General features: G+C 62.2%; 28 protein-coding genes and 6 tRNA genes. 14 read left to right on the top strand and 20 right to left on the bottom strand.

Features of this window, described 5'->3' with window-relative positions:
* Positions 1-120: 120 nt before the first annotated feature.
* The 6 genes from WDLP6_RS30980 to WDLP6_RS30955 all read right to left on the bottom strand — a co-directional run bounded on the left by WDLP6_RS30980 (position 121) and on the right by WDLP6_RS30955 (position 3,756).
* Entirely contained in the window at positions 121-666 is a 546-nt protein-coding gene (locus WDLP6_RS30980; RefSeq protein WP_068673915.1) for an alpha-ketoglutarate-dependent dioxygenase AlkB, read from the bottom strand.
* Between the two features lie 70 nt (positions 667-736).
* Positions 737-1,297 (bottom strand): hypothetical protein, encoded by a 561-nt coding sequence (locus WDLP6_RS30975; RefSeq protein WP_162571057.1) that lies wholly within the window; start codon positions 1,295-1,297, stop codon positions 737-739.
* Between the two features lie 213 nt (positions 1,298-1,510).
* Positions 1,511-2,044 (bottom strand): macro domain-containing protein, encoded by a 534-nt coding sequence (locus tag WDLP6_RS30970; RefSeq protein WP_068673919.1) that lies wholly within the window; start codon positions 2,042-2,044, stop codon positions 1,511-1,513.
* A 58-nt stretch (positions 2,045-2,102) separates the two neighbouring features.
* Positions 2,103-2,600 (bottom strand): regulatory protein RecX, encoded by a 498-nt coding sequence (locus tag WDLP6_RS30965; RefSeq protein WP_068673922.1) that lies wholly within the window; start codon positions 2,598-2,600, stop codon positions 2,103-2,105.
* A 22-nt stretch (positions 2,601-2,622) separates the two neighbouring features.
* A complete protein-coding gene (locus WDLP6_RS30960; protein WP_068673924.1) occupies positions 2,623-3,069 on the bottom strand; it encodes an NUDIX domain-containing protein in 447 nt (148 codons plus the stop codon).
* Positions 3,070-3,081: 12 nt separating this feature from the next.
* Positions 3,082-3,756: an NUDIX hydrolase gene (locus WDLP6_RS30955; protein WP_162571056.1), complete on the bottom strand. Its 675-nt coding sequence runs from the start codon at positions 3,754-3,756 to the stop codon at positions 3,082-3,084.
* A gap of 224 nt (positions 3,757-3,980) precedes the next feature.
* Here WDLP6_RS30955 and WDLP6_RS30950 point away from each other — a divergent pair, with 224 nt between their 5' ends.
* From WDLP6_RS30950 to WDLP6_RS30930, 5 genes are all read left to right on the top strand, one after another.
* Positions 3,981-4,853 (top strand): cysteine hydrolase, encoded by an 873-nt coding sequence (locus tag WDLP6_RS30950; RefSeq protein ID WP_162571055.1) that lies wholly within the window; start codon positions 3,981-3,983, stop codon positions 4,851-4,853.
* Between the two features lie 62 nt (positions 4,854-4,915).
* Complete coding sequence (locus WDLP6_RS30945) at positions 4,916-5,641, top strand: hypothetical protein (RefSeq protein WP_162571054.1); 726 nt, start codon at positions 4,916-4,918, stop codon at positions 5,639-5,641.
* 40 nt (positions 5,642-5,681) lie between these two features.
* Positions 5,682-6,305: a hypothetical protein gene (locus WDLP6_RS30940; RefSeq protein WP_068673933.1), complete on the top strand. Its 624-nt coding sequence runs from the start codon at positions 5,682-5,684 to the stop codon at positions 6,303-6,305.
* A 57-nt stretch (positions 6,306-6,362) separates the two neighbouring features.
* The gene (locus tag WDLP6_RS30935; protein WP_068673935.1) at positions 6,363-6,851 is read left to right on the top strand and encodes a nucleoside 2-deoxyribosyltransferase domain-containing protein; all 489 of its coding nucleotides are present in this window, start codon (positions 6,363-6,365) and stop codon (positions 6,849-6,851) included.
* Positions 6,852-6,899: 48 nt separating this feature from the next.
* A complete protein-coding gene (locus WDLP6_RS30930; RefSeq protein ID WP_068673936.1) occupies positions 6,900-7,757 on the top strand; it encodes an NAD(+)/NADH kinase in 858 nt (285 codons plus the stop codon).
* Positions 7,758-7,823: 66 nt separating this feature from the next.
* Here the strand turns inward: WDLP6_RS30930 and WDLP6_RS30925 are convergent, their stop codons facing one another.
* Both WDLP6_RS30925 and WDLP6_RS30920 read right to left on the bottom strand, forming a co-directional pair.
* Positions 7,824-8,273, bottom strand: a complete 450-nt coding sequence (locus WDLP6_RS30925; RefSeq protein ID WP_068673938.1) for a peptidyl-tRNA hydrolase — start codon at positions 8,271-8,273, stop codon at positions 7,824-7,826.
* Positions 8,273-8,572, bottom strand: a complete 300-nt coding sequence (locus WDLP6_RS30920) for a hypothetical protein (protein WP_068673940.1) — start codon at positions 8,570-8,572, stop codon at positions 8,273-8,275. The genes WDLP6_RS30925 and WDLP6_RS30920 overlap by 1 nt, the downstream gene beginning before the upstream one ends.
* A gap of 148 nt (positions 8,573-8,720) precedes the next feature.
* On the opposite strand from WDLP6_RS30920, the gene istA reads away from it, so the two are divergent.
* Both istA and istB read left to right on the top strand, forming a co-directional pair.
* Positions 8,721-10,244, top strand: coding sequence for an IS21 family transposase (istA, locus tag WDLP6_RS30915; protein WP_162571147.1), 1,524 nt, complete (start codon positions 8,721-8,723; stop codon positions 10,242-10,244).
* On the top strand, positions 10,237-11,076 hold the full coding sequence (gene istB, locus WDLP6_RS30910) for an IS21-like element helper ATPase IstB (protein ID WP_162570835.1): 840 nt from the start codon (positions 10,237-10,239) through the stop codon (positions 11,074-11,076). Before istA ends, istB begins: the two co-directional genes overlap by 8 nt.
* On the opposite strand, the gene WDLP6_RS30905 is transcribed toward istB, so the two are convergent.
* Together WDLP6_RS30905 and WDLP6_RS30900 are read right to left on the bottom strand one after the other, a co-directional pair.
* Positions 11,077-11,868, bottom strand: a complete 792-nt coding sequence (locus tag WDLP6_RS30905; protein WP_162571053.1) for a glutamate--tRNA ligase — start codon at positions 11,866-11,868, stop codon at positions 11,077-11,079.
* A 1,227-nt stretch (positions 11,869-13,095) separates the two neighbouring features.
* A tRNA-OTHER gene (locus tag WDLP6_RS30900) sits at positions 13,096-13,179 on the bottom strand.
* A 150-nt stretch (positions 13,180-13,329) separates the two neighbouring features.
* Here WDLP6_RS30900 and WDLP6_RS30895 point away from each other — a divergent pair.
* Positions 13,330-14,573, top strand: a protein-coding gene (locus WDLP6_RS30895) for an IS3 family transposase (RefSeq protein ID WP_162571052.1) whose coding sequence is annotated in 2 segments (ribosomal slippage) — positions 13,330-13,627 and positions 13,627-14,573 — 1,245 coding nt in all. Because the reading frame shifts where the segments join, the coding sequence is not laid out codon by codon here.
* Between the two features lie 101 nt (positions 14,574-14,674).
* Here WDLP6_RS30895 and WDLP6_RS30890 read toward each other — a convergent pair.
* The 5 genes from WDLP6_RS30890 to WDLP6_RS30870 form a co-directional block, all read right to left on the bottom strand.
* Positions 14,675-14,748 (bottom strand) — tRNA-Asp (locus tag WDLP6_RS30890).
* A 51-nt stretch (positions 14,749-14,799) separates the two neighbouring features.
* A tRNA-Arg gene (locus tag WDLP6_RS30885) sits at positions 14,800-14,875 on the bottom strand.
* Positions 14,876-14,885: 10 nt separating this feature from the next.
* Positions 14,886-14,962, bottom strand: a tRNA-Asp gene (locus WDLP6_RS30880).
* A gap of 9 nt (positions 14,963-14,971) precedes the next feature.
* A tRNA-Arg gene (locus WDLP6_RS30875) sits at positions 14,972-15,047 on the bottom strand.
* 43 nt (positions 15,048-15,090) lie between these two features.
* Positions 15,091-15,167 (bottom strand) — tRNA-Glu (locus WDLP6_RS30870).
* Positions 15,168-15,690: 523 nt separating this feature from the next.
* On the opposite strand from WDLP6_RS30870, the gene WDLP6_RS30865 reads away from it, so the two are divergent.
* Complete coding sequence (locus tag WDLP6_RS30865; RefSeq protein WP_162571051.1) at positions 15,691-16,086, top strand: hypothetical protein; 396 nt, start codon at positions 15,691-15,693, stop codon at positions 16,084-16,086.
* 119 nt (positions 16,087-16,205) lie between these two features.
* On the opposite strand, the gene WDLP6_RS30860 is transcribed toward WDLP6_RS30865, so the two are convergent.
* Positions 16,206-17,474 (bottom strand): site-specific DNA-methyltransferase, encoded by a 1,269-nt coding sequence (locus tag WDLP6_RS30860; RefSeq protein ID WP_162571050.1) that lies wholly within the window; start codon positions 17,472-17,474, stop codon positions 16,206-16,208.
* A gap of 163 nt (positions 17,475-17,637) precedes the next feature.
* On the opposite strand from WDLP6_RS30860, the gene WDLP6_RS30855 reads away from it, so the two are divergent.
* Positions 17,638-17,928, top strand: a complete 291-nt coding sequence (locus WDLP6_RS30855; protein WP_162571049.1) for a hypothetical protein — start codon at positions 17,638-17,640, stop codon at positions 17,926-17,928.
* Between the two features lie 42 nt (positions 17,929-17,970).
* On the opposite strand, the gene WDLP6_RS30850 is transcribed toward WDLP6_RS30855, so the two are convergent.
* Both WDLP6_RS30850 and WDLP6_RS30845 read right to left on the bottom strand, forming a co-directional pair.
* Complete coding sequence (locus tag WDLP6_RS30850; protein WP_162571048.1) at positions 17,971-18,435, bottom strand: hypothetical protein; 465 nt, start codon at positions 18,433-18,435, stop codon at positions 17,971-17,973.
* Positions 18,436-18,691: 256 nt separating this feature from the next.
* Positions 18,692-19,699 (bottom strand): hypothetical protein, encoded by a 1,008-nt coding sequence (locus tag WDLP6_RS30845; protein ID WP_162571047.1) that lies wholly within the window; start codon positions 19,697-19,699, stop codon positions 18,692-18,694.
* A 318-nt stretch (positions 19,700-20,017) separates the two neighbouring features.
* On the opposite strand from WDLP6_RS30845, the gene WDLP6_RS30840 reads away from it, so the two are divergent.
* Positions 20,018-20,251: a hypothetical protein gene (locus WDLP6_RS30840; RefSeq protein WP_162571046.1), complete on the top strand. Its 234-nt coding sequence runs from the start codon at positions 20,018-20,020 to the stop codon at positions 20,249-20,251.
* Between the two features lie 178 nt (positions 20,252-20,429).
* Here WDLP6_RS30840 and WDLP6_RS30835 read toward each other — a convergent pair whose 3' ends face one another.
* On the bottom strand, positions 20,430-20,708 hold the full coding sequence (locus WDLP6_RS30835; protein ID WP_162571045.1) for a hypothetical protein: 279 nt from the start codon (positions 20,706-20,708) through the stop codon (positions 20,430-20,432).
* Positions 20,698-21,186 (bottom strand): hypothetical protein, encoded by a 489-nt coding sequence (locus WDLP6_RS30830; RefSeq protein ID WP_162571044.1) that lies wholly within the window; start codon positions 21,184-21,186, stop codon positions 20,698-20,700. The genes WDLP6_RS30835 and WDLP6_RS30830 overlap by 11 nt, the downstream gene beginning before the upstream one ends.
* A 448-nt stretch (positions 21,187-21,634) precedes the next feature.
* Between WDLP6_RS30830 and WDLP6_RS30825 the strand changes: the two genes are divergently transcribed.
* The 3 genes from WDLP6_RS30825 (at position 21,635) to WDLP6_RS30815 (ending at position 23,546) form a co-directional block, all read left to right on the top strand.
* Positions 21,635-22,300 carry an alpha/beta hydrolase gene (locus WDLP6_RS30825; RefSeq protein ID WP_162571043.1) on the top strand — a complete coding sequence of 222 codons (666 nt, stop codon included), beginning with the start codon at positions 21,635-21,637 and terminating at the stop codon, positions 22,298-22,300.
* A 69-nt stretch (positions 22,301-22,369) separates the two neighbouring features.
* Positions 22,370-22,771, top strand: a complete 402-nt coding sequence (locus WDLP6_RS30820; protein WP_162571042.1) for a hypothetical protein — start codon at positions 22,370-22,372, stop codon at positions 22,769-22,771.
* A 133-nt stretch (positions 22,772-22,904) separates the two neighbouring features.
* Complete coding sequence (locus WDLP6_RS30815; RefSeq protein WP_162571041.1) at positions 22,905-23,546, top strand: hypothetical protein; 642 nt, start codon at positions 22,905-22,907, stop codon at positions 23,544-23,546.
* The last annotated feature ends 144 nt before the right edge of the window (positions 23,547-23,690 follow it).

The raw sequence follows: 23,690 nt of genomic DNA, 5'->3' as shown, positions 1-23,690 counted from the left end.
CGTGCCGGCCTCAGTCCCCCGCCGGCCGCGCCTTTGCCTCCTTCGTTGGATGCACGCACGGCGGCAAAGAAAAAGCCCCGAGGCCAGCTGCGGCTTCGGGGCTCGTAGGGTCAGTTGTTGTCAGGCGACGTAGCCGCGGAACGTCAAGCTGATGCGCGTGCCGCAGGAGAAGCCGGCCTTTGGGATTTTGTGGTCCCACAGGTCTTGCATACCTGGGGCCATGAGACACAGGCTTCCATGCTGGAGCTTGAGCCGCTCGATGCTTTCCTTGTCGCCTCTGCGTCGAAACATGATGTCGCGCTCCGCGCCGACTGTGACGATGCCAATAGGGCGAGCGTCGTCCATTTCGCTGGAATTGTCGCCATGCCACCCAAGGTGGTCACGCTGGTCTTCGTATCCGTTCAAGAAGCAGACCTCGAACTTGGTGTTCGTGCGCTCCTCGAGAGCCGCCTTGATGTCAAGGACGACCGGATGCCAAGGCTGTGGCTGGTATTCGCGCTTGAACTCCTCCACCCCGTAGGCGTAGGGCACCGGATGCTCGTTGGAGTAGTACTCACGACGCGGCGTCGTGCCGCGGCGTTCCCAGGCGAGCTCGTTCCAAAGCGCGTTCAAGACGGCGTCGGGGTCTTTCAGAAATCCGGGGATGTACGTGATTGGCGCGTTCATGGCTCTTCTCTTTAGCGTAGGAGAAGCATTTTAGCACGACCGATACGTTTTAGGAAGCCCTCGACCTAAACTAAATGTCAGTGTTCTGGACCGACCCTGAACTGCCGAAGACCCTTCGCAGCGGCCGCACCCAGTACCCTCGCCTGGACATGAAAACGAGGCTCCAGGCCAGTGCAATTCCTGTTGTGCCCAACGCTTGCATCAAGATTTCGAGAGGGTCGGCCAGGAGCGTTCCAAGTCCGTAGGCAATCGCGGGAGTCAGGCCGGCGCCTGCGCAGAACGCAAGCGCCTGGAGCGCACTCTTGCCGGCATGTATCGACCAGCGGCCCCAAATCTCTTGCATCGCGGCTCGCTCGGCGGCAGACATGCTCGGGTGGCTCTGTGCCGCGAACCCAGCAGCGTCGAGGCGAATGCGAAGGCCTTTGAGCGCCGCTCGCAGCGTCAACGTGGCTGCCAGGGCGCCAGCCAGGGCGGGGCTGAACAGCCAACTTGCAGCGCCTGTCGCGTAGAAGAATGCCGCGCCGGTGAGCGGGAGGCTGGATGTCCGCGTCACCCCGTAGACGGGGGAGTCCAGGAATTTGAGGATTTGAGCGGTTCGGGCGCGAAGCGCCTGCGTGCTGCGCGCGGTCATGGGAAGCAGGCTAAAAGCCCCTCCCTGCGAAAGTCGAATCTCATCATCTGCTTCTTGCCTGTTTGGCGCCAATGATAGCTGTCGCCTCGTGTCCGAAACGCGCCTCGGTGCGTCCCAAATCCCGTCAATGCGCGACGAACATCACGCCCAACCCCATAAGAAAACCACCGCCCTTTGGAAAAGGAGCGGTGGTTGAAGTAGAGAACGGATTTCTTACTCGACGGTTGCGCCGGGGAGGAGCCACAGGTCGCTGTCGATGTTCTTCATCGAGCGTTCGATACGCTCGCGGACCTCGGGCCACTTGCCTCGGGCAAGGCCGCAGCCAATGAGGGGGTAGTTCACCGGCATCTTGGTTGCCGCGGCAATCATGTAGATGCGGGCAAACGCAGCTTCGATGGCCGGATAGTCGGCGAAGACGCGGGTGCTGGTGTCGTCGCTCGTGGCGTAGTCGTATTGCGTCATGGCGTTGACGACGATGACTCCCTCGGGGATGCTCTCGTCGAACTGGCTGATGTGCCTCATGAGCTCGGGCTGCTGCATGCGCAGCTTTGGATTGGCCACCGCGACGATGTCGCCGAGCTGCAGGCCGAACACCTCGAAGCGGTTCATGTAGGCGCGGTAGGCGAACGGGTAGCGGTTTCGAATGGCCTTGGCCATGCCGGAGCCCATCTTGCCGAAGCAGTTGCAGCCGTGGACGATGATTCCTTGCTGGGCCAGGAGGTCACCGGTGTTGAAGCGGATGGTCATGAAGGGTTCCTTTGTGTGTTGTCCTGCAGCCGTATAGGCAACTCGACCCCTCACCCCTTTAGACAGGCCGTCCATCCTCCTCTTCGGCGCGCCGCTGGGCCTCTGCGTGGAGGTGACGCATGGCGGCCTTGACCGCCCCACCAGAAAATCCCCGCGATGCCAGGTACCGGTAGGCCTTGGCCTTGAGGGCCTCGTCGAGGGGCTTTCCCTCGAAACGCTCCGCAACGCGTAGGGCGCGTGTCTCCTCGGGCTCGAGCTGCTCGAGCTGCTCAGCCGCGAGCTCTTTGGAGATGCCTTTGGCCGCAAGCTTCGCGGTCACGCTGCGGTTGCCCAGTCGGAGGGCGGAGGTGCGCGCGGCACCCGCGGCAAACCGCCCGTCATCCTGGAAGCCGTGACGCTGCATTTCACCCACCGCAGAGGTCGCCTCCTCGGCCGGGTACCCGCGGTTCGTGAGCTTGTCCTGAAGCTCCCTGGCCGAGTATTCCCGGCGGCTCAGGAGCCAGACGGCGTAGGACTTTGCAGAGCGCTTCGGTGGTTCGCGAGTGTGCTTGGGCATGAGCCTGTGTAGCGGCCGGGTTTCAGCGTTTTGGTCCGGCGATTGCCTCGAGGCCCGGCAACGTTCGGAGAAGCGCCGTCATCGAAAGCGCGCAGTACTTCGGTACTTCCGGCAGGTCCACCCACCTGTACTCGTCGACCTCAGGCGTCAAGACGCCGGTCCGGAAGTGAGGGAAATGGCTTGTGCACTGGCACCGGCCCAGGTCGCAATCGGCCTCCGCCAGCGTCGTTGTGAACAAATGGAGGTCCTTGCCGGACCTGTAGGCGAAAAGGCCCACTTCCCGAAGCGCTTCGGCCGCCAGCACCAGCCCTGTTTCCTCCAGGACCTCCCGGACCGCTGCCTCCCTGGGCGATTCACCGGGTTCGGCACCGCCCTTGGGGATGTCCCAGTGGCGCTGGCCCGTGGCATGGGCCACCAGGAGTTGGCCGGCCGCGTTCCGGATGAGCACGCCGCACGATGTGGTCTTCATCGCGTTGCCGCCTCAGGACAGCAGTGCCCGCTCGACGGTCGAAAGCTTGTGGCGGAACTTGCGCTTCAGGCGGTAGATTTGCGCGGGCCGCTGCGAGATGACCTCGGTCTTGGCGCCAGGAATCTCTTCCACCAGGTCGAGCTCGTCCACCTTTCGGCGAAAGCTCACCTTGTTCAGTGTCTTGCCCAGCACCGCTTCGTAAACCGACTGCAACTCAGGCAGCGTGAACTGCGGGCCGCACAGATGTGCCGGCAGCGATGAGTAGATGCTCTTGCTGCGCACGCGCTTGACGGCCGCCGCAACAATGTCATTGTGGTCAAAGGGCAGGTCTTTGACGGCGCTGACGGGCAACACCTGCATTCCCGCCTGGTCGGCGGCTTCCAAAACCTCCAGCGGCATCAGCGCGTAGTAGACGATGGAGACGGACCATCCGCGAGGGTCGCGCTCCGCGCCCGAGAATGTCGCCAACTGCTCGAGGTAGGGGCTCGTGACCCCGGTCTTGGCCTTGAGAACGCGCAGCGCCGCATCAAACGCTGTGTTGTCTTCGTCGGCATGGATATAGCCCCCGGGCAGGGCGTAGCTGCCGGCGAAGGGCTCTTTGTCCCGCTTGAAGAGCGCGACGTGGAGCTTGTGCTCCTTCAGGGTCAGTAGCACGACGTCGACCGTGCAGATGACAGTTTGAAACATGGGATTCCTCTTTAGAGGGAGCTTTGTGGGATAAGCCTGCGGGAAGGCCGTTAGTATCATTATAGAACTAACGACACTTTTTGGGCAAGGCCACGACAAGGCCCCTCCCCTTGCCTGTTCCGCACTCATTTTTTTTGCGCTGGGCGCCCTCGATTCCGCTGTTAGTTGCACGGAGAAACTAACGATGCTATACTGAGCACAACACAACGGCAAAGGAGCTCCGCATGAAGCACAACATCCACCTTCTCGTCATCGACCCGCAAAACGACTTCTGCGACCTGCCGTCCGCCTACCTGCCCGCGGACCCACTGAAGCCTGGCGAGGTCCTCCGGCCGCAACTCGCCGTCCCCGGCGCGCACGCTGACATGCTGAGACTGACCGAGCTCCTGAATCGCGGTCTGCGCGGCCTCTCGGATATCTCCGTCACGCTGGACTCCCATCACCGTGTGGGCATCGAGCGCCCGGCCATGTGGATGAAGGGTGACGGTTCGCCCGTTGACCCGTTCACCCAAATCACCGCCGCCCAGGTGCGAGCTGGCGCCTATCTGCCGCGCCACCCGAAGGCCACGGACCGCGTGCTGGCCTACCTGGACGCGCTCGAGGCGGGTGGCCGCTACGTCCACATGGTTTGGACGCCACACTGCGAAATCGGAACCTGGGGGCACAACGTGCACGCCGATGTGCGCGCCGCCTACGTCGCATGGGAGGAGGCGTTCCTCGGCATCGTAAACAAGGTGACCAAGGGCTCGAACCCCTGGACCGAGCACTACAGCGCGGTCATGGCCGAGGTTCCGGCGGCCGACGACCCCACCACGCAGCTCAATCGCGGCCTCATCGACATCCTGGCCCAGGCCGACATAGTGCTCATTGCCGGCGAGGCGGGCAGCCACTGCGTCAAGGCCACGACCGAGCACATTGCCGACAACTTCGGCGCCGACAGTCTCAGCAAGCTGGTGCTCCTGACCGACTGCATCTCGCCGGTAGGTGGGTTCGAAGCCCAGTACCAGTCGTTCCTGGCGGACATGACCGCTCGCGGCCTGCGTACGGCGACGTCGACCGACGTGCTGGGCGAACTCGTGGCCAACGGGCGCAAGTAACCTCTAAACCGCTTGGACCGGGCGGGTTGAGACAACCCGTCTCTAGACCAGAAAGGATTCCCATGAAACTCGTTGATGACACCATGACGCTCGGCAGCGTCTCCGGCTTTGCGTTCTCCGCCGTCCGTCCAGAGACGCTCGGCTCGACGGAGTACACCCTTGTGACCGTCGTGATGGACAAGACCGGCTCGGTTTCCTCGTTCGCGGACGAGTTGAACAAGCTCAAAGTCACGGTGGTCGGTGCTTGCAGAAAGAGCCCTCGTGCCGAGTTCCTCCTGCTGCGCGTCGTCGAATTCAATCGCAGCGTCGACGAGGTGCACGGGTTCCTGCCTCTGAATCAGGTGGATGTGGCCTCGTACGTGGCCCCAACCTGCGAGGGGCTGACCGCCTTGGCCGACGCCACCTTTGCCGCGGTAAGTGCAACCAACGCCTACGCCAAGACGCTGGCCCAGCAGGACTACCTGGTCAACGGCATCGTCTTCATCGGCACCGACGGCGTCGACAACGATAGTCGCATGCGGCCAGCGGACATCCAGAAGGAGATTGTGGGTGCGTTGAAGGGCGAGCACATCGAATCGCTGCGCACCGTCCTGATTGGCATCAACGCCGCCCAATACGCCCGCGAGCTCCAGGCCTTCCAGGTCGAAGCGGGCATCGACCAGTACGTCGACTTGGCGGATGCAACGCCACAACGCCTGGCCAAGCTCGCGGACTTTGTCAGCCGCTCCATCTCCGCGCAGTCCCAATCCCTTGGCACTGGCGGTCCCAGCCAAGCTCTCGTCTTCTGAGAACGCCCGGCCAGGCTTCGCTCAATCTAGCCTTTGCTTCATGCCTACCACCAACGTTCGCTGCCTTAGTCAAATCCTGGACTACCTGCAAATCCAGGACCTGCTGGACCTTATCGACGAACCTGCCCACACAGCCTGCAAGCACATCCTCGCGGACAACCGCAAGCTGTTCGAGACCACGCGCGGGTCGACGCACAACCATCAGGCCTGGGATGGGGGCTACCTGGACCATGTGGTCGATTCGATGAACTACGGTCGCCACCTGTATGCGCTGACCAAAGCGTTGGGTCGCCCGCTGCCGTTCTCGATTTCAGACGCATTGCTCATCCTGTACCTGCACGACCTCGAGAAGCCTTGGCGCATATTGGTGCACTCCGACGGCCAGGTTGTAAACCGCCAGGGCCTGGATACCAAAGCCGCGTTCAAGGCTTTTCGCGCGGCCAAGCTGCAGGAGTATGCGTTGGTACTGACACCTGCGCAGCTCAACGCGCTGACGTACGTGGAAGGCGAAATGCAGGACTACTCGAGCAACGGTCGTGTGATGAACGAGCTCGCGGCGTTCTGCCACATGGTGGACGTCTGGTCTGCGCGTATTGGTCATGCCTATCCGGTGGATGGCGATGAGTGGCATGGCGCGGGCCGCTTTCGTCAGTTCCCGGGGTGAGCAGCACCCCGTCCGCTTCACGGGCTAAAGCCCTCGAAATCCTACTTCTTTCTCCAAATGCACATCATCTTTGCACAGCAGCCCCTCGAAAAATCCATCTTCCTCGCGGGCCCCACGCCGCGCGATGCCGCCACGAAGTCCTGGCGCCCGCAAGCGCTGGAGATTCTTCGGGGTCTGGACTTCGACGGGAAGGTCTTCGTCCCCGAGACGGTTGGAGGCGGGCTTCCTCCCAACACGTATGACCCGCAGGTGCAGTGGGAATGGCAGGCCCTAAATCAGGCCACAGTGGTCGTGTTCTGGGTGCCCCGTGACGTCGCAACCCTGCCTGGCTTCACGACTAACACCGAATTCGGCTTGCTGGCGGCGTCGTCAAAGTTGCTGCTGGGCTTTCCTGGAGACGCGCAGAAGATGCGCTACCTTGACCGCCTGGCACAGCGCTACCACATCCCCGTACACGCCGACCTGGCCGAGCTGCTGGAGGCGGCGGTCGAGAAGACGAAGAACCCTTACCCCTTCAACGGGGCCGGCGCAGAGCTGGCCTTCTAGGTTTCCCCAAAGAACAAGTTTTCCGATTCCTGCACCGCAAAAACAACAATGACGACCCTGGCCCTCTTCAGCAAGCCCAACAACCCCCACGCATGGGGTGTTCTCAACGAAATCGTCTCCTGGGCGCAGCTCAAGGGCCTACGGGTTCTGGTGGGGCCCGACAAGGGCGGATGGGACGGCAAGAACTGGAGTTCTGAGCTCATCGAGTCGGCCAGGCAGGAGGCGGACATTGCCATTGCCATCGGCGGGGACGGCACCCTGCTCGGGGTGGCTCGCAACCTCTTCGGCTGGGGCAAACCCATTCTTGGCGTCAACCTTGGAACCCTCGGCTTCCTCACCGACGTTGCTGCCAAGGACATTGAACGGATGCTGGATGCTATCCAGGCCGGCGAGTACACGGTCGAGGACCGCATTCTTCTGGAGGCAGGGCTGGACGGCGAAGAGTCGAGGGGGCTTGCCTTCAACGACGTCGTGTTCACAAACGGCGGCTTCGGCCGGCTCGCTCAGTTCGACGTCTTCGTGGACGAGCAGCCCGTCTTCTCCCTGCGTGCGGACGGGCTCATCATCACGACGCCCACCGGCTCGACCGCCTACGCCCTGTCGGCCAACGGGCCCATCCTGCACCCCTCCTTGGCAGCCATCGCCCTGGTGCCACTGAACCCACATTCGTTGACCGCAAGGCCCATCTCGCTTCCGAGCTCGGTGAAGGTCGAAGTCGTTGTGCGAGGGACGGTGGAGTCGAGGGTGGTCTGCGACGGGCAGCCATACGGCGGGCCGCTCACGGACGGAACGCGGGTCCACGTCTCGCAGGGTGCGACCACCGTGAAGATGCTGCACCTGAAGGACTACAACCTGTTCAAGACGCTTCAGCAAAAGCTGAACTGGAGCTCGCCGCGCGAGCGTTGAGCGCCTGACCAGGAAAAGCGCCCCCAGCGTCGATGACGTGGGGGCGTTGGAATGAGACGCACGGGGCTAGCGCGCCAGCGTGAATCGCTTGGTGATGTTGGCGACCTCGTCCTTGTAGGCTGGGCCGATACCAACGGCAGTGATGATGGGCTTGCCGGTGAAGTGCGGCAGGAGAATATGGCCCCGGTCGATGATGAGCTCGCAGGGCAGGCCCGCGGCTTTCGCTTCCCGGTATGCGCGTATCAGCTGGCCGACGTTCTTGCCGTACATCACGAGCTTGGTTCCGTTGCCGCTGCCTCGGTACTGAGCGGTGATTTCCGGTCGCTCGAGCTTGGCGCGGTCATGGGCCAGGTCGAACGCGTGACCGCACTGTGCAGCCAGCTTGCCGGTCGGCATCTGGAGGTCCGCACGATAAAGCGCGTAGAGCGCCAGTGGCCGATGGTCCGCCGTGAAAGCTGCCATCGTGCGTGCCCGCTCGTCGAGCATGGCTTGGATGTCAGGGTCGAAGGCTGCCATCAATGGGCCCTCTGCCGCACCCACACCTCGGCGTCGCAGAACCCGACTGGCACGCGCTTGCCGGTGTCGGTGAATGCTGTCAAGGCCAGCGCTGGCGCGCGAAGCGGTTCGTTTTCCGACCAGGTCTTGGCGAGGAATTCGCCTTCGGCCAGCTCGAGGCCGGGCACGTTGACGCTCAGAGTCCCGTACGCCTCGCCTTGCCGGGATTGCACGATAAACGCGAGCGCTCCGTCCCGATAGCGTGTCTCCCTGACCTCGAGGTCTTGACCGTAGGCCTTGATTGTTCCGATGAGTTCCATGGTTTCCTAGTACGAAGTGGTCCTGCTTCGTATAGGTGTTGACGCCGACCGAAAACTGACCATCTAGAGGTCGAAGTGCCTACTGAAAATTGACCAGGGTGTTCCACTGACCTGCTGAAACTTTCAGCAGGGAAATTAGGTGATCACCATGGACATGATTGGCAAGGTCAGGCGCATGAAGCTGCGCGACCAACTCTCCCTGAGCGAGATTTCCAAGCGAACCGGCTTGGCCCGAAACACGGTCAAGAAATGGCTCAAGGCCCCCGGCCATGAGCCTCCGAAGTACGAGCGACGCGTCGTTGAGCGCAAGCTCACGGCGTTCGAGGGCACGCTGCACCAGGCGCTGGCGGCCGATGCGCACCGGCCCAAGCAAAGCCGGCGTTCTGCAAGGGCACTGTTCTCCCAGATCCAGGCGCAGGGTTACCGCGGTGGCTACAGCGCGGTCACGGACTTCATCCGGGCGTGGCGCACGCGCTCTGACAGCAGTCCGGCCAAGGCGTTCGTGCCCTTGAGCTTTGAGTTGGGCGAGGCGTTCCAGTTTGACTGGAGCGATGAGGCGATGGTGGTGGGCGGCGTGTTCTACAACGTGCAGGTCGCGCATTTGAAGCTGTGTGCCAGCCGAGCGTTCTGGCTGGTGGCGTATCCCAGCCAGGGGCACGAGATGCTGTTTGACGCGCACACGCGCTCGTTCCAGGCGCTTGGCGGGGTGGCGCGGCGGGGCATCTACGACAACATGAAGACCGCGGTGGACAAGGTCAAGCGGGGCAAGGGGCGCATCGTCAACGCGCGCTTTGCGGCCATGTGCAGCCACTACCTGTTCGACCCGGACTTCTGCAACGTGGCCTCGGGTTGGGAGAAAGGGGTGGTGGAGAAGAACGTGCAGGACAGCCGCCGGCGTATCTGGATCGAGGCGAGCACCCGGCGCTTCGGCTCATTCATCGAACTCAATGCCTGGCTGGCAGAGCGTTGCCGCTCGGTGTGGGCCGACACGTCGCACCCGATCCATCGACAGTTCACCGTGGGTGAGATGCTGGAGTTGGAGAGGGGCCACCTCATGTCCATGCCGACGCTCTTTGATGGTTATGTGGAGCGCCTGGCCCGGGTAAGCAGCACCTGCCTGGTGGTGGCCGCCCGCAACCGTTACTCGGTGCCGTGTGAATGGGCGGGTCACATCGTGAGCACCCGGGTGTATCCGGAGCGGGTGGAGGTGGCTGCCATGGATGCGGTGGTGGCCAGCCACGCCCGGCTCTCGGGCAGTGGACAGACCGTCTTTGACTGGCAGCACTACATCGACCTGGTGCAGCGCAAGCCGGGTGCGCTTCGCAATGGAACACCCTTCCTGGATCTGCCGCCTGCGCTGCTGCGGCTGCGGCAGTCTTTGTTGCGCCACGCCGGAGGTGACCGGGTCATGGCGCAGGTGCTGGCGGTGGTTCCGCAGGCGGGTTTGGAGGCGGTGCTGGTGGCTGTAGAGCTGGTGCTCGAAGGCATGGCCCCCAGCGGCAGCATCAGCGTGGAGCACGTTCGCAATGTGCTGGCGCGGTTGAACAACCCGGTGACCCCAATGCAGGCCGAGACCGCGCTGCAATTGACCTTGGCGCCCAAGGCCGACACAGCGCGGTACGACCGGCTGCGTCCCACCCACCTGGATGATCAGGAGGTGCGTCATGCGTGATACGACACGGGATGTTCACGCGCAGCTCAAGGCATTGAGGTTGAACGGCATGGCCGTGGCCTGGGCGGATCTGGTCGAGCAAGGTGGGGACTCGACGCTGGATGCCTCACGCTGGCTGGTGGAGCATCTGCTGCAAGCCGAAGATGCGGACCGGGCGATGCGCTCGATTGCGCACCAGATGAAGTCGGCCCGCTTCCCCATGCACCGCGACTTGGCCGGGTTCAACTTCGAGGTGTCGCAGGTGGACAAGGCGCTGATCCAGAAACTCTCAGACCTGTCCTTCACCGACGATGCGCAGAACGCTGTGCTGATCGGTGGGCCTGGCACGGGCAAGACGCACCTGGCCACCGCACTGGGCATTGCCGGGTTGAGCCGGCACGCCAAGCGGGTGCGGTTCTACTCCACGGTGGATCTGGTCAACGCGCTGGAGCAGGAGAAAGCCCAAGGTCGCGCAGGCCGCATTGCCATGAGTTTGGTGCGCATGGACCTGGTGGTTCTGGACGAACTGGGCTACTTGCCGTTCAGCCAGTCCGGTGGTGCCTTGCTGTTCCACCTGCTGTCCAAGCTCTACGAGCACACCAGCGTGATGATCACGACCAACCTGACCTTCGCGGAATGGTCCAGCGTGTTCGGGGACGCCAAGATGACCACCGCGCTGCTCGATCGGTTGACGCACCACTGCCACATCATCGAGACCGGAAACGAGTCCTACCGCTTCCGCCACAGCTCCAAGGAGGCCAAGGGCCGCATCAAGTCCAGGGAGCAGGAGCGCAAGACTTCAGCCAGTCAACCCTTGAATGAAGGGAGCGAGAAACCAGGAACGTCTCTATAGTTATCCACAGCTGACCTCCTGCGGAGGCAGCCTTAGCCCCTGGTCAAAATTCAACCGGCACAGCTGGTCAATATTCCATCGGCGCCAACAGCCCCAGCCCAGGCGGAGCAAAAAGTTGCACATGGCGTCTGCGCCGATGCCGTCTGCCTGGAAGTCGAGCAGCGACTTGGCGCCGTCCGACTTCGAGAGCTTCTTGCCGGTCTTGAGGTCGCAAAGCAACCCGATATGCGCGTACTGGGGCACGGCGGCGTCTAGCGCATCGTAGATGGCGACCTGCTTCATGGTGTTGCTCACGTGGTCGTTGCCGCGGATGACCAGGTTGATGTCAAAGTCGATGTCGTCGACGACGCTCGCGAAGTGGTACGTCGGCATGCCGTCCGATTTCAGCAGCACCATGTTCTTGATGAAGTCGAGGTCGAGCTTCGTGACCTTGACTGTGCCGAGCGCTCGGTCGTCGAACGATTGATGGACCAGGTCGTGCTGCAGAAAGACCGCGCCATCGCGGTGGACCGCCCTGCCCTTTGCGACCAGGTCGCCGGCGACCGTTTGGTAGCGGGCCTGCCGGTCGCTCTGCTTGAAGGTGAGGTCGTGGCCGAGCTTGAGGTAGTCCATAGCCTGGTAGATGACGTCAACGAACTGGTCCTGCGACTTGGCAGTGTTCGTGTCGTCAATGCGCAGGAGGAACTTGCCGCCAGAGGCGCGCGCGGCCAGCCAGTTGAAGTAAGCCGTGCGTGCGGTTCCGAGATGGAAGAATCCAGATGGGCTTGGGGCGATGCGTGTGTTGTAGACCATGGGTGCTCAGAGAAAGAGGTTCAGGACAAAGTGGCGTGCGCTGATACGCTAGGCTTAGAGCAAAGAGGCAGGGCTGGCCACGCGAACTGACGCGCGAATGCTCTTCGATGGCGTGCCTTCATAGACGCCCCATTCGGTTAGCCGACGCCGGAGCGACTCGAGGCTGATTCCAAACTCCTTTGCAACAGACTCGAGGGATTCGCCAGGCAGACGGCTGGCCCATCTGGCGCAAATGGCCGCCTGGGGATAGCGGGCTTCGAACACGCGGTTTGCCGCTAGCGTCAGCGCCACGCGATGCTCATGAGCCGCAGTCAGGCAGTGGGAGATTCTGGCTAGTCTTCGCTTGCCCATCAGTGGTGCAACGCGACTCATCAAGTCCTTTGCCGCATTGCCGTGTACTGCTGCGATGTAGCTTGCCTTCCACCCAACGCGCGTGGGCGCTTGGTAGCAAACGGTCGTTGAGACGAGGCGGGAGAACCGGGCAACGACGTCCTCGTCGGTCATTTTCAGTGAGACGCGTGTGCGCCCCTGGATGAAATCGAAGCTCCCCTCCCCTTCAAGTAGCCCAGCTGTCCATTCCAGCGAGACCTCCGACGGCTCGTCAAGGGCCGGGTAGCAAGCTTGAGTTGGTGGTGAACTTGACGCATCTGAGCATGAGTCATGCTGCGCGGCTCGACTGACCTTGCAACCCAGGATGTTCAACCGACGGGACACGGAGCTACGGCCAATGCCAACGGAGTTTGAGAACGCCCGAAGCGATACGCCCTCTCCTCGGCCTAACCAAGCCGCCAATAGAGCCGAATCCGAGATGCGGGCCGACGCCTGGCCAAGTCGCTTCCTATGCTGGCTGTTTTGAGCGACTGCGTCGAGGCACTCGTCGATACGGATGCGACGACGGACCCCCCTGTAGGGTTGAACGAGTTGCATGTAGTAAACCGCTCGCTTGCCGGTGACATGGACAGCGTAGGCCTGCTTGTGGTGCGCCGCCGCTTGAGAAACCGGATGCACCTTCGCGTTCATAAGCCCAGCTACCCTCTGCGCAACGTCAAAGTCTGTTGTTTGAAGGCTTATGGCAACGCGCTTGGAGTTTCGCAGGAACGAACCCTCCCCCTCAAGGTACCCCGCCAGCCACGCGATAGTCTTGAAGTCCGTTATCAGAAAGGGTGCTCGGCGGTGAGACATTGGCAGCTGGCTCGTCGGAGAGGTGGATTAACGAACTGAGTTTAGTGGCCCGTCCGGAGAGATTCGAACTCCCGATTGCAGCTCCAACTACGGCGTACTGGCTTCGAAGACCAGACCGGCTACGGACGGATTTCGAGGCGCTAGCCCCGAGAGATTTGGAGTCACGTACGGGATTCTGAGCTGGCCCCTTGAATGACAGGACACGGTCTATCGCTTATCTTTCAAGATAGGAGTAGGACTGTGAGTACGACTAGGAATACGGATACCGTTGAAGTGATCATGAGGGACCAGCGCCGTAGGCGCTGGTCCCTTGGAGAGAAGGCCGCACTGGTTCGCCAAAGCTACGAACCGGGCATGAGCGTGTCGCTGGTTGCACGCCAGGAAGGCGTTGCCGCCAGCTTGTTGTTCCAGTGGCGCAAGCTGGAGCGACAGGGAGCGTTGACGGCGGTCTCCGCTGGCGAGGCCGTGGTGCCGGCTTCTGAGCTCGCCGCCGCTCGTGCCGAGATTGCCAAGCTGCAGCGCGTGCTCGGCAAGAAGACGCTGGAGAACGAAATCCTCAAGGAAGCCGTGGAGTACGCCGCCGAAAAAAAGTGGATTGCGCGCTCGCCCTTGCTGAACGGGGACGGCCAGTGAAGGCTGTCTGCCAGGCCTTGGGGTTGGCGCGCTCGAATGTTCATCGCCTGCGGACCCGCCCAGAGAACTGGATCGACGCGCGCACACAGAGACCGGCGAAGCTCAGCGACGCCACGTTGCTCGACGAGATCAAGGCGCAGATCACCGAGTTGCCAACCTATGGCTACCGACGCGCCTGCGCACTGGTGAACCGGTATCGAGCCAACACCGGCGCTGCGCGCGTGAACGCCAAGCGCGTCTACCGCGTGATGGCGGGCCACGCGTTGCTGTTGCCGAAGGCACCCCGACGGCGCCAGTCCAGCCGGCCTCACGAGGGGAAAGTGGCGGTCGCGCACAGCAATGTGCGCTGGTGCTCGGACGGCTTCGAGATCAAGTGCGACTCGGGACAGACAGTCACCGCGACCTTCACCAAGGACTGCTGCGACCGCGAGATCCTTGCCTTCCGGGCTTGGGAGGGGAAGGGGCTGCCGGGCGAGCCGGTGCGTGAGATGCTCATCGAAGCCGTGGAAAAGCGCTTCGGCAACATCGATGGCATCCCCGGGACTCACACGCTGGAGTTCCTCTCGGACAACGGCGGCGCGTACATCGCGGCCGAGACCCGGAAGATTGCTCGACAGCTGGGCCTGAAGCCGGTGAACACGCCCGTGTGTAGCCCGCAGAGCAACGGCATGGCCGAGAGCTTCGTCAACACATTTAAGCGCGACTACGTCAGCCGCATGGACCTCGCCGACGCGAGAACGGTGATGGCGCAGATGGCCGCGGCCTTCGAGCACTTCAATGAGGTACACCCGCACTCGGCATTGAAGATGAGATCACCCAGGGAGTTCAGGCAGCATCGCGCTGCCCAACAGCGTCTTGCTCAGATCGAGCAGGCGCTACATTGCGAATAGCCCGTGTCCTGAAATACGGGGGCAAGATCAATTCCAACCCGTGTAATCACCTTGAGAAGGTGACGTCCTGAGCACTAGACGAACGTGACGTAAAAGCTTTGCAGAGCTGACGGGACTCGAACCCGCAACCTCCGACGTGACAGGCCGGTGCGCTAACCAGTTGCGCTACGGCTCTGCAAAACTTTCATATCTGACAAAACTGCCCTTGGCAGCGCTTTCGCGCCGCTGGCGCATCCGGTCTGAATTGAACAGACGACCTCCGGCTTCGGACGCCGGCGCTCTATCCCCTGAGCTACGGGTGCATCGAATGATTGGCGGACTAGATGGGGCTCGAACCCACGACCTACCGCTGGACAGGCGGTTGCTCTTCTCAGCTGAGCTACTAGTCCTTGCAAGCATGGCGCGCCATCCTGGAATCGAACCAGGAGTCTCCAGGTTCGCAACCTGGTGCTCTATCCATTGAGCCAATGGCGCAGTTGTTTAAGGCGCGTCGGCGTCACTCGACACGCGGCGAATTTGGTACTCCGTGCGGGATTTGAACCCGGCCTGCCCAGGGTGAAAGCCTGGTGACCTCAACCAGAAGTCGAACGGAGTAGGAAACCTTTAAGATTTCGACGGATATAGCTCCGCCTCGGTGTCTAAAACCGATGGTCCGCATTGCCAGGGGAAGCTTCCCGCGGCAAGGCAAAACCAAGCTCTCCGAGTCCTGTTGGACGCAGCTAGCGGGAATACAGAGGGAGGTGTCGTGAGACTTTGGCCGTCTGAGGGTCCGCCAGCTCACTGGCGGAGACGACCAGTGACTGCTTAGGAGCGCTCGTCGCGCTCCGCACGTTCATCACGACGCTCATCACGAGCGCAGTCGACCGTCCGGGAGACCCGGATGGAAGCGGCGGTGATGTTGAGGGCGTTCATGATGTTGCGGTCAGTCAGGTTTGAATGTGTGAGCATTATAGGTCGCGGAGTTTATACGCGCAAGCCTTTTTTAGAAAAATTCGTTCTGCGTGCGGGTGCCCGGCGTTAGAGGATTTTCGTGGGTGCGGCGTTCACTCCCTCCACTCTTTGACGGCGAGTACTGCTTCCGTCGTGACCCTCTAACCAACCTTTGAAAGGTACTCAAATGAAAACAGACTTGTATTCCACTCACCCCCTCCACTGGCAACAGTGTGACGCCTTCGAGTTTCGCGTGCACCATGTACTCCACGCTGAATGCCGGTACGAAGTCGGGCCAGGAGCGGCCCGCGACGTTATCGACGCGACCTTCTCGCTGTTGATTTCCTCGGCTGGAGCGGTAGCCCGCGCTGAGTTCGCGCGCGTCGTAGCTGCGAACGAGGCGCTACGATTCCCTGCGCCCTCTGCCGTGCCGGTGCAGGTCGAAGGCATCTTTAAGTTCGCCGGCGAGGACGGGAAATGGGGGCTGCTTGGTGCAAAGTGGACCATCTGGGTAGCGGAGGCATCTGTCGACTCGGAACTTCCGGCCGCGCTAGAGGACTGGCTACTGTTGCATCCCCGATGAGTAGATACGGTTCATCCTGGCGCGAGCCAGGAGTAGAGCGCCGGCGCAGGCCTGTCCGGAAAAAAAGGAGCCGCCGAACCTAGGTCCGGCGGCTTGAATGAAGTGAAGCTGTGCTCCGGCTACGCTGCCATCAGCTCCAGGTCGGCCTGAGCCTTCCTTGGTAGCAGCAGCGACTGCACGAAGCCTTCGGCCTGGCGGAACCGCGTGGCCCCGCCGAGCACGTACTCGACCATGCACTCTGTCGACAACCACCTGCGGCCAAGCCGTTCAGCAGCGTCCGCGGTTGTGAACGAACCGCCAAATGGGTCTGCCACCAGGTCGCCGGGCTCCGAGAGGAACTCGACCAGGAACGACGCAAGCTTCAGGGGCATGGGCGCTCCGTGCGCAGGCAAGCCGAGTGCTCGAGCATCCCGCTTGTAAGCAGTCTGAGCGGCACACCGGTGGCCGTACGTGAGGATGTTCCGCGGAATGCGGCCGGCGGTCTCGTTGCCGTAGCTGCCAGGCCGAATCGAATATGCACCATCGGAGTTGCTGGTATCGCGGGTCTCGCCGCCACGCTGGATGAGCCTCAGGTGCTCTTCAGTGTGGGCTTGCAGCACCCTACGGTTGTCCGACTTGACCCGGTGAGGGTCGTTTGTCAGCCAGTAAATTGGCTCGTACGCCACGTTGAGCTGCGTGCGCGCCTTGCTGGCATATTGGAACGGGCCTGGGGCCTTCGAAGGGTTCGACCAGATGAGCTCGTCCATCTTGTGGAGACCGAGCCGGTCATGCAGCGCCAGCACCAGCCGCTCGCGGTAGAGAGAGCGCGCCGGTGAGCCGGGCAGGAAGATGTCGTTGGAGATGTTCAGGCAGATGCTGCCGCCAGGCACCAGGTTGCGAACAACTGGCTCCAGCGTCTTGCAAATCCAGTCGACGTACTCGGGCTCCGTGGGATTGCCGTATTTTCGGGCGCTGGCCAGAGGATACGGCGGGCTCGTGATGACAAGCGTGATGGGCGAGTCGATGCTGGCGAAGACCGTTTCGCATGAGCCTAGGATGGCAATGCCCAGCTTCGTGGAGAAGCCGACCACCGAAACTGTGGGCTCGATGCGGTTCAGGTCCTTCGACGCAGGTCGCGTAAGGCGCCAAACGCCGCGCTCGCCCTCGACGTGCTCGAGGATGCCTGCCTGCTTCAGCGTTTGCTGGTACCAGCGGCACTTGCGCTTGAACACATTAAATGAAGCGCCTTCTTCGCCCGTGGCCTTGCGCAGGCTCACGGTGTCGTCAGGCAGTTCCATGCCGACGGCGACGGCCTTGTACAGGCTGTCGTTGTCCAGCGTACCTTCCTGCTCCTTGGAGTAGGCGTGCAGGACGCTCGAGAAGAGGTCCATTTGGTTGTTGGGGGTCATGAGGTTGCTTGTGGTTGTCCTGCTTGCGTGTAGCTAGCTCGACCCCGTGACCGCGATTTCTTCCGAGAACCCCGCCTGTCGGAGCGCTTCAACGAAGCACTTGGCAAGCTCGGGGTCGCTCACTAGAATCGCCGCCCCACTCCGGGGGCCTTTGAAAGTACACATGCAACACGACAACCCTACCCCCGACCCGAAAGACTCCCCGGTTTTCTACAGCGGCATCAAAGAAATCTGCAATAACCTGACTAGCGCGCAGATTCATGACGAGGAGGCGCAGCCGAGTTCGACAGATGCCGGCCGGCTCGCGGCTGACCTGGCCGCAAAAACCGGGGTGCCCCTGCCGGAGGTTTGGAAGGAAGTTTTCGAGATTTCTGGGGACGTAGCCGAGGAGAACGCCGCCGACCAGGACCTGGCTATCGACGGGCTGGGCCCGAACCCAGAGGAATTGCCCTGAACCGGCCGGCCGAGACGCCCCGGACTCCACTCGCGGGCTGAGCTAGTCCTGTGGCGGCGGCACCAGCCACAGCTTGGCGTCGGGCCCATCGGTGCGCTCAGCGGCCAGCCGCCCGGCGCTTTCCGTGCGGGCGACGCTCTCGGCCTCGTTCAGGCAGACGCTTTGGCCACGTCTCGGCCCATAGCGTGCCTCGAGCTGCTCGGTCGTTTGAAGGACCATTCGGCCGTACGGCACTTCCTGCTTCCATTGGTGGTAGGGGCAGCGCGGGTCGGTGCAGTAACCGGTTTTGCCCTCGAGCGGCTCCTCACAGTGGTGGCACCAGGTTGGCTCGTCAGATTCGTCGGTACCGGGCGCACTCGCGGCCATGAGGCTGTTCCAGGAGATGTGGCCTCTCGTCACTGCGACGGCTTCTTTTGCCATGCACAGCGCGAGTTCAATCCCCTGACGAGAGAAATACGACTTCAGCGCCAATGCCGCTTGGCCTGGCGATACAAAACGAGCGGGCATGCAAATGCTCCTTGCTAAAACAAAGGGGTTCTTGGATTCGGTGTCGTCCTCTGGTACACGCGAAGCCTTTGCTTTTGCAAGAAGTTCGGAGGTGCTTATGCCCCGAATTGCCTACCTGCTTTCACAGGTGAGGACGGCTCATCAGGGATGTCGTGCTCAAAGTATAAGAGGCATGAAGCCGCGTCGGCAATGCCTTCTCGCCAAGAAAAAGCCGCCGGACTGAGTCCGGCGGCGAATGGTTTAGGCTAGGTCGCCCTCAAGCTACGTTGTAGCGTGCTTGCAGCATTTCCTTGTGGCCCCTCGCTTCCTTGAGCGCGTTGGCCAAGAGCACCGCGAGCGGCTCATCCTTGTCAGGCAACTCGGCATCGGTGTCGAAGTCGCCAGACCGCTCGTCGAAGATTTGGTAGTTGCTGCTCATGTCGAGTTCATCGAGCATCTCCCAAGTCCGTACGTAGACGGCAAGCGTGTCATCCCGAAGGGTGACCACGAGCTCTGTGGCAAAACGATTGCTGAGCTTGAAGTTGTAGCTTAGCTGCACGTAGGGGCTACCTTTGTCTTCCTCGATGGCCCGTTCATCGCGGCCGTCCATCCGCTTGGCAGCCTTGAGCAGGCCGGTAGCGTCAACGGCTTTCTCGAGCCGGTCCTTGAGCACGACCAGGGCGTCCTCTTTGTCAGCCTTGAGCGCCGAAACTTCGGCCGACCACTGTTCAATATCCGCCAGAGAGGGTGACTCGCTGGCCTTCTCGCTGCGCTCTGGAGCCTGCGGGTTAGCGGGTTCCTTGGCGACATGCTCCTCCGGCAGCGTATCCGCGTCCAGTTCGAACCGCCCGCCTGCCAGCTTGCCGACGAGCGTCTTGGAGTTGACGAGCACCGAGTAGTACTCGTCGTATTGGTCGTAGGTCTCACCCTCATCGATGCGGCCGTCGTCTTCGAGAAGAGCACGCTGAAAGCGTTGAGCCGCGATTTGGCCGCTTGGTGCCCAGATGCTACGTTGCTCGTCGAATGTATCGCCTCCGAGCCGGCCGCAGACCACCCAGAGCTCATCGCCTGTGGCGCTAGCGAGCGGCTTGGAGGCCGCAGCACCTGGGCGCTGCTTGCCACCGCGCGGGGCTTCATTGGCTGCAAGGACGTTCCAGGAGGCGTAGCCCCTGGTAAGCGCCACGGCCTCTTGGGCTGTGCCCAGGTCGACCGGGATGCTCTTGCGACGGAAAAAGTTCTTCAGCACCACAGCGGCTTGGCTGGGCGTAGGTTGGGTAACGTTCACGTGAAATACTCCTTGCAATACGCGCGTTGGCGTGAATGCATGCTGTCCTCTTTACATACTCGCCTTTGCGCAAAGCAAAAAGTTCGTGTGTGTGTCCTGAATGCCCCGTTTCACCGTACCTGCGTTAGCAGGCGAGGACGGCGCGCTGGGGCTGCGCGTGCTCAGTATATGCAGCTAACCAGGAGAGCCCCGCCGGTAAGCTAGCGTGCCGGGGGTTGCTGGGCGCGCCGGCCCCTGTCCTCCCGAAGCTTGCCCGGAGCAGGGCTCGACGCGGCGGCGGTTGGCTATAGAAGACAGGAAAACTTCAGCAGATACCACATGACTACTTCAATTGTCTTTGTTGCCGTCAAAGGCGACCAGGAGGTCGATGTTGCACGAGTTGAACTTCAGCTCCTTCATCCAGACCTTGCCCAAGGGCTCGACCCTAATGAGTTCTCATCTTTTCTGCTCCTCCTCGTGCCTGAGGTGAAGCGCCGATGGTTAAGCACCCACGACAAGCTCATTCTTCGCATCTACCAGGGTGGCGAGCTGGCTTGGACCCAAGCCTGCTGACCCAGGGCGCGAAAATTCAGCGGCCGCTGCTCCCTCCCGGACAGCGGCCCTTCTTTCGGGGTTGGTGGCGGGGCCAAGCGCCCGATGCTCACTACCGGTGCCTGCGGCGCTGCGGGAACGCTCACCGAGCACAAGGCAAAGCCGGGCCCAAATAGGGCCCGGCTTGGAATGACGTTGGTTAGGAGGCTGCCTTGAGTCTCGCCAGCGCGGCGGAAACGAGAGGCAGGCCGGTGTCGAGAGCCTTGAGCTCTGCCTCCGTCGCGAGACGGCAGACCTCGTCTTCAAAGGACCAGCGCCAGTTGCTGGAGCAGTGCTGCCCGTCAAGGTGGGTAACCGTCCCGCTGGCGCCGAGGTTGTCCCTGACGACAAAGAAGTCGTCGCAGAACTCGATGACCTGGCCAGGCTGGAATGCGGGAGCGAGCTCCGGGCGGACGGGCCGTGGTTGCTCAGAAGGCATTCGATGCTCCGGTCAGAAAGTCGATGTAGCGGGCGCCGGCGCCATTCTGCTTGAAGCGCGCCAGCACCTTTCCATCGTTCAGCACGTCCTCGGCGTAACCACGCTTATCTGAGGCCGATACGGCCCAGTCGCCAGTGTGGAACGCCTGATGCCGGTAAACGGAGCTACCCGGCAGCGTTCCAGGTGCGGCCAGGTCGATTCGAACGATGCACTGGTCTTCGATTTGCAGCTCGGCCTCGCCATCGGCTGACGCGAGGAGCGGCAGCTTGCGCTTGCCCGCCGACCGTCCGATTTGCCCGATGACGTGGTCTTGCTCCGGCCAGGCGCGGCCTGTCTTGGTGTCGCCGAACCAGAGTCGGACGGCATATCGCGTCTTGAACGCTGCTTCGAGGGCAGCGCGCACCTCGACGCCCGTTTCGGGGTGAAACCAGAGGTTCTGGCCTTGTTGGTACTTCGAGAGGGATGCGTGTGTTGGCATGGGTTCCTTATCGACTGAGAAGAAGTAGTTCTTCTCGGTCTAGCCACCACTAGCCGGTGCCCTCCCCGCTTCGAGCTCGCCCCGCGGTCGTTCAGAGCACGTGGCTTCAGGGCGCTGGCCCCTCGGAGCGGGGCTTCTCGTCACTCCAGAATTCGGCTGTAATGCGTAGCCGGCCAAACTCCTAAAACCACTAGGCCGCCATCGTCTGTCCGCTTTTCCACAATGGAGGGGTTCATGGCACTGGCATCCTTGATGGCCGCGAAATCGCGTCAACTTTGGTCGGCCTCCATGGCCGTTGCAGTCCTGGCGGCGGCGCTCTCAGGCTGCGCGGGCCTGGCGGGGCCCCCCAAGCCAATGGTCTTGGACGTTTTCTTCGGAACGGACCGCAAAGCTGTTGAGGGCCCGGAGAGATTTGGAAAAGAGGGGGGGCCCAATCGTCCTGGGGGCCATGAAGGTGAGCGTCCCACCTAGCCCTATTCATCAGATGGGCCGTATCGAAAGGCCGTCCTCCTGGCAGAAGGAGAGCACCGAAAAGCACTTCGTAATTCTCGACCAGCGGGTGCTGACTTCCGCACAGTTCTACCAAGAGATGAACACTGCGCTTAGCCGGGCGCCAGGTGTGAAATCTGCCTTCCTTTTCATTCACGGGTTCAACGTTCCCTTCGTAGACGCGGCATACCGGACCGCACAAATCTCCGCCGACCTGGGCCTATCCTCGGTCCCCGTTTTTTACAGTTGGCCCTCCAATGGTTCCCTGCCCGCGTACACCTGGGACTTCACGGCCGCCTCGCAAACCATTCCCCGGCTGGTCGCAGTCGGTGCCCCCGTCAGCTTGTACGCCTCCCAGGCGGACAAAGCGCTGACGGCATCTATGGGTCTCTGGGGAGGAGTACGGGCGGGCTCCGCCGGCGCCGACCTCATCGTCCTGCCGGGCCTGGAGACGATGGACGCTTCAAACGTCAACACGGATTTCCTCGGCCACTCAGCGTACGGTGACTCGCGCATTCTCCTTGGCGACCTGGCAGCACTTTTTCGAGGGTTCGGAGCGAGCAGCCGGTTCGGCCTGACGAAGGTGCCGACGGCCACAGGCACCTACTGGGAATTCAAGAGGTAGCTCGAAGCGCCGCGCCACGGCCTCCCTCGCCTTCCGCTTGCTACACAGCGAAAGGACACAGAGGACACCATGCATGCTGAATTTCATCCGGGGAACATCTCCTCCGGGATGGCGCTAGCCGTCGAACATGCCGAAGCTGGTTTCCACTTCGAAGAGGGCGGCTGCTGGGCCATGGCGGTAGCGCTCTACGAGCGCTTCACCCTACTAGGCGCAGCTCCGGTACTCCGCTACCGTGCGGACGGCTTCACCCACGCTTGGGTGGAGGTCGATGGCGTCGGCTACGACCACCAAGGCAATCTGTTCTCGCTCCCCCTGGGCGCCACGGTCGCGTCGGCCGCCGAGATGGCGGACATCGCGGCGCGATTCGGCGTTTCGACCGAGGACTTCGAGGCGGACAAGGCCTGGGCGGACCAGGTCGTTGCCACAGCTAGCCGCCTTCTCGCCTGGCGCGTCACCTGTGACGCCAGCTAAGCGCACCCCTCCCTGCTTACAACTGGCGCCCCTCACCGGGCGCCATTTTCTTGCCTAAACCGCGCCGGCGGTCCGGCAAGCTCGGCGCCTCGCCCTTCGCTACACGCCTGTAGGTCAACTACGAAGGAACGAAATGCCTGAATTCAACAAGGCCCGGGGCGTCATCTGGGAACACTGGTACCTCGAGCTCGAGAAGCTCGCGGGCAAGCATGGCGTATCCGTCGCCGACGAGGACGCCTGGATGGGCCCCTACGAGGACGGGCAAACGCCCGAGCAAGCGCTCTACGAGGAGTATCCCGAGTTCAAGCCTGCCGACGCATCGCCCTGCGCCCAACACGAAAAACCATGTTTCGAGTGTCCATGGCGGCGCAACAGCGCTCCTGGCTGGCTCGGAGCCTCGGAGCCTGGCGAGTTTCTGGCACAAGCTGACTCGGGTATCCGGATGCCCTGCCACACGGCAGGCATCGACTACGAAAGCCCGAACTGGGAGGAGCAGGCGAAGACCTCAGCACAGTGCGCAGGTCACGCCATCTTTCTGGCGAACCGCTGCAAGCTGCCGGCGCCCGGTGCGCTGAAGCTTCCTGCGGACCACGAGGCGGTGTTCACCCGTCCTCATGAATTCGTGGCTCACCATGCCCGCATGGCGCCTGCGCAGCTCGAGGCCACGATGATTTTCGACCTCTATCGTGTCACTCGCGCAGCCAAGTCGAATGGCAGCGCGAAGCCCTCTGCTACCAAGGCCAGCAAAGCTCGCAAGGGCACCGCAACCGCCTAGATTCGCGCGCTCGCCGCGCTCAGCCCTCCGCTTAGACGGAGGGCTCTTTTTTTCTGCCAAAAGTCGCCACGCCGCCGTGCCGCCTAGGCCCAGCAGGGCTGGCTAAAGGCGGTGACTGCACTGCGCAACCGCACTTCCTTCACG

The organism is Variovorax sp. PBL-E5, assembly GCF_901827185.1.
GTDB lineage: Bacteria > Pseudomonadota > Gammaproteobacteria > Burkholderiales > Burkholderiaceae_C > Variovorax.
The sequence above is the reverse complement of the archived record's forward strand: the minus strand, read 5'-3'. Positions and strand labels throughout refer to the sequence as shown.

Coding starts and splice junctions, on each gene's coding strand:
- WDLP6_RS30840 (WP_162571046.1), top strand. CDS start 20,018: ATGACTACTTCAATTGTCTTTGTTGCCGTCAAAGGCGACCAGGAGGTC.
- WDLP6_RS30970 (WP_068673919.1), bottom strand. CDS start 2,044: ATGACCATCCGCTTCAACACCGGTGACCTCCTGGCCCAGCAAGGAATC.
- WDLP6_RS30975 (WP_162571057.1), bottom strand. CDS start 1,297: ATGACCGCGCGCAGCACGCAGGCGCTTCGCGCCCGAACCGCTCAAATC.
- istB (WP_162570835.1), top strand. CDS start 10,237: ATGCGTGATACGACACGGGATGTTCACGCGCAGCTCAAGGCATTGAGG.
- WDLP6_RS30965 (WP_068673922.1), bottom strand. CDS start 2,600: ATGCCCAAGCACACTCGCGAACCACCGAAGCGCTCTGCAAAGTCCTAC.
- WDLP6_RS30920 (WP_068673940.1), bottom strand. CDS start 8,572: ATGGAACTCATCGGAACAATCAAGGCCTACGGTCAAGACCTCGAGGTC.
- WDLP6_RS30955 (WP_162571056.1), bottom strand. CDS start 3,756: ATGTTTCAAACTGTCATCTGCACGGTCGACGTCGTGCTACTGACCCTG.
- WDLP6_RS30820 (WP_162571042.1), top strand. CDS start 22,370: ATGCATGCTGAATTTCATCCGGGGAACATCTCCTCCGGGATGGCGCTA.
- WDLP6_RS30940 (WP_068673933.1), top strand. CDS start 5,682: ATGCCTACCACCAACGTTCGCTGCCTTAGTCAAATCCTGGACTACCTG.
- WDLP6_RS30945 (WP_162571054.1), top strand. CDS start 4,916: ATGAAACTCGTTGATGACACCATGACGCTCGGCAGCGTCTCCGGCTTT.
- WDLP6_RS30860 (WP_162571050.1), bottom strand. CDS start 17,474: ATGACCCCCAACAACCAAATGGACCTCTTCTCGAGCGTCCTGCACGCC.
- istA (WP_162571147.1), top strand. CDS start 8,721: ATGGACATGATTGGCAAGGTCAGGCGCATGAAGCTGCGCGACCAACTC.
- WDLP6_RS30865 (WP_162571051.1), top strand. CDS start 15,691: ATGAAAACAGACTTGTATTCCACTCACCCCCTCCACTGGCAACAGTGT.
- WDLP6_RS30815 (WP_162571041.1), top strand. CDS start 22,905: ATGCCTGAATTCAACAAGGCCCGGGGCGTCATCTGGGAACACTGGTAC.
- WDLP6_RS30835 (WP_162571045.1), bottom strand. CDS start 20,708: ATGCCTTCTGAGCAACCACGGCCCGTCCGCCCGGAGCTCGCTCCCGCA.
- WDLP6_RS30905 (WP_162571053.1), bottom strand. CDS start 11,868: ATGGTCTACAACACACGCATCGCCCCAAGCCCATCTGGATTCTTCCAT.
- WDLP6_RS30930 (WP_068673936.1), top strand. CDS start 6,900: ATGACGACCCTGGCCCTCTTCAGCAAGCCCAACAACCCCCACGCATGG.
- WDLP6_RS30950 (WP_162571055.1), top strand. CDS start 3,981: ATGAAGCACAACATCCACCTTCTCGTCATCGACCCGCAAAACGACTTC.
- WDLP6_RS30960 (WP_068673924.1), bottom strand. CDS start 3,069: ATGAAGACCACATCGTGCGGCGTGCTCATCCGGAACGCGGCCGGCCAA.
- WDLP6_RS30935 (WP_068673935.1), top strand. CDS start 6,363: ATGCACATCATCTTTGCACAGCAGCCCCTCGAAAAATCCATCTTCCTC.
- WDLP6_RS30855 (WP_162571049.1), top strand. CDS start 17,638: ATGCAACACGACAACCCTACCCCCGACCCGAAAGACTCCCCGGTTTTC.
- WDLP6_RS30830 (WP_162571044.1), bottom strand. CDS start 21,186: ATGCCAACACACGCATCCCTCTCGAAGTACCAACAAGGCCAGAACCTC.
- WDLP6_RS30925 (WP_068673938.1), bottom strand. CDS start 8,273: ATGGCAGCCTTCGACCCTGACATCCAAGCCATGCTCGACGAGCGGGCA.
- WDLP6_RS30980 (WP_068673915.1), bottom strand. CDS start 666: ATGAACGCGCCAATCACGTACATCCCCGGATTTCTGAAAGACCCCGAC.
- WDLP6_RS30825 (WP_162571043.1), top strand. CDS start 21,635: ATGAAGGTGAGCGTCCCACCTAGCCCTATTCATCAGATGGGCCGTATC.
- WDLP6_RS30850 (WP_162571048.1), bottom strand. CDS start 18,435: ATGCCCGCTCGTTTTGTATCGCCAGGCCAAGCGGCATTGGCGCTGAAG.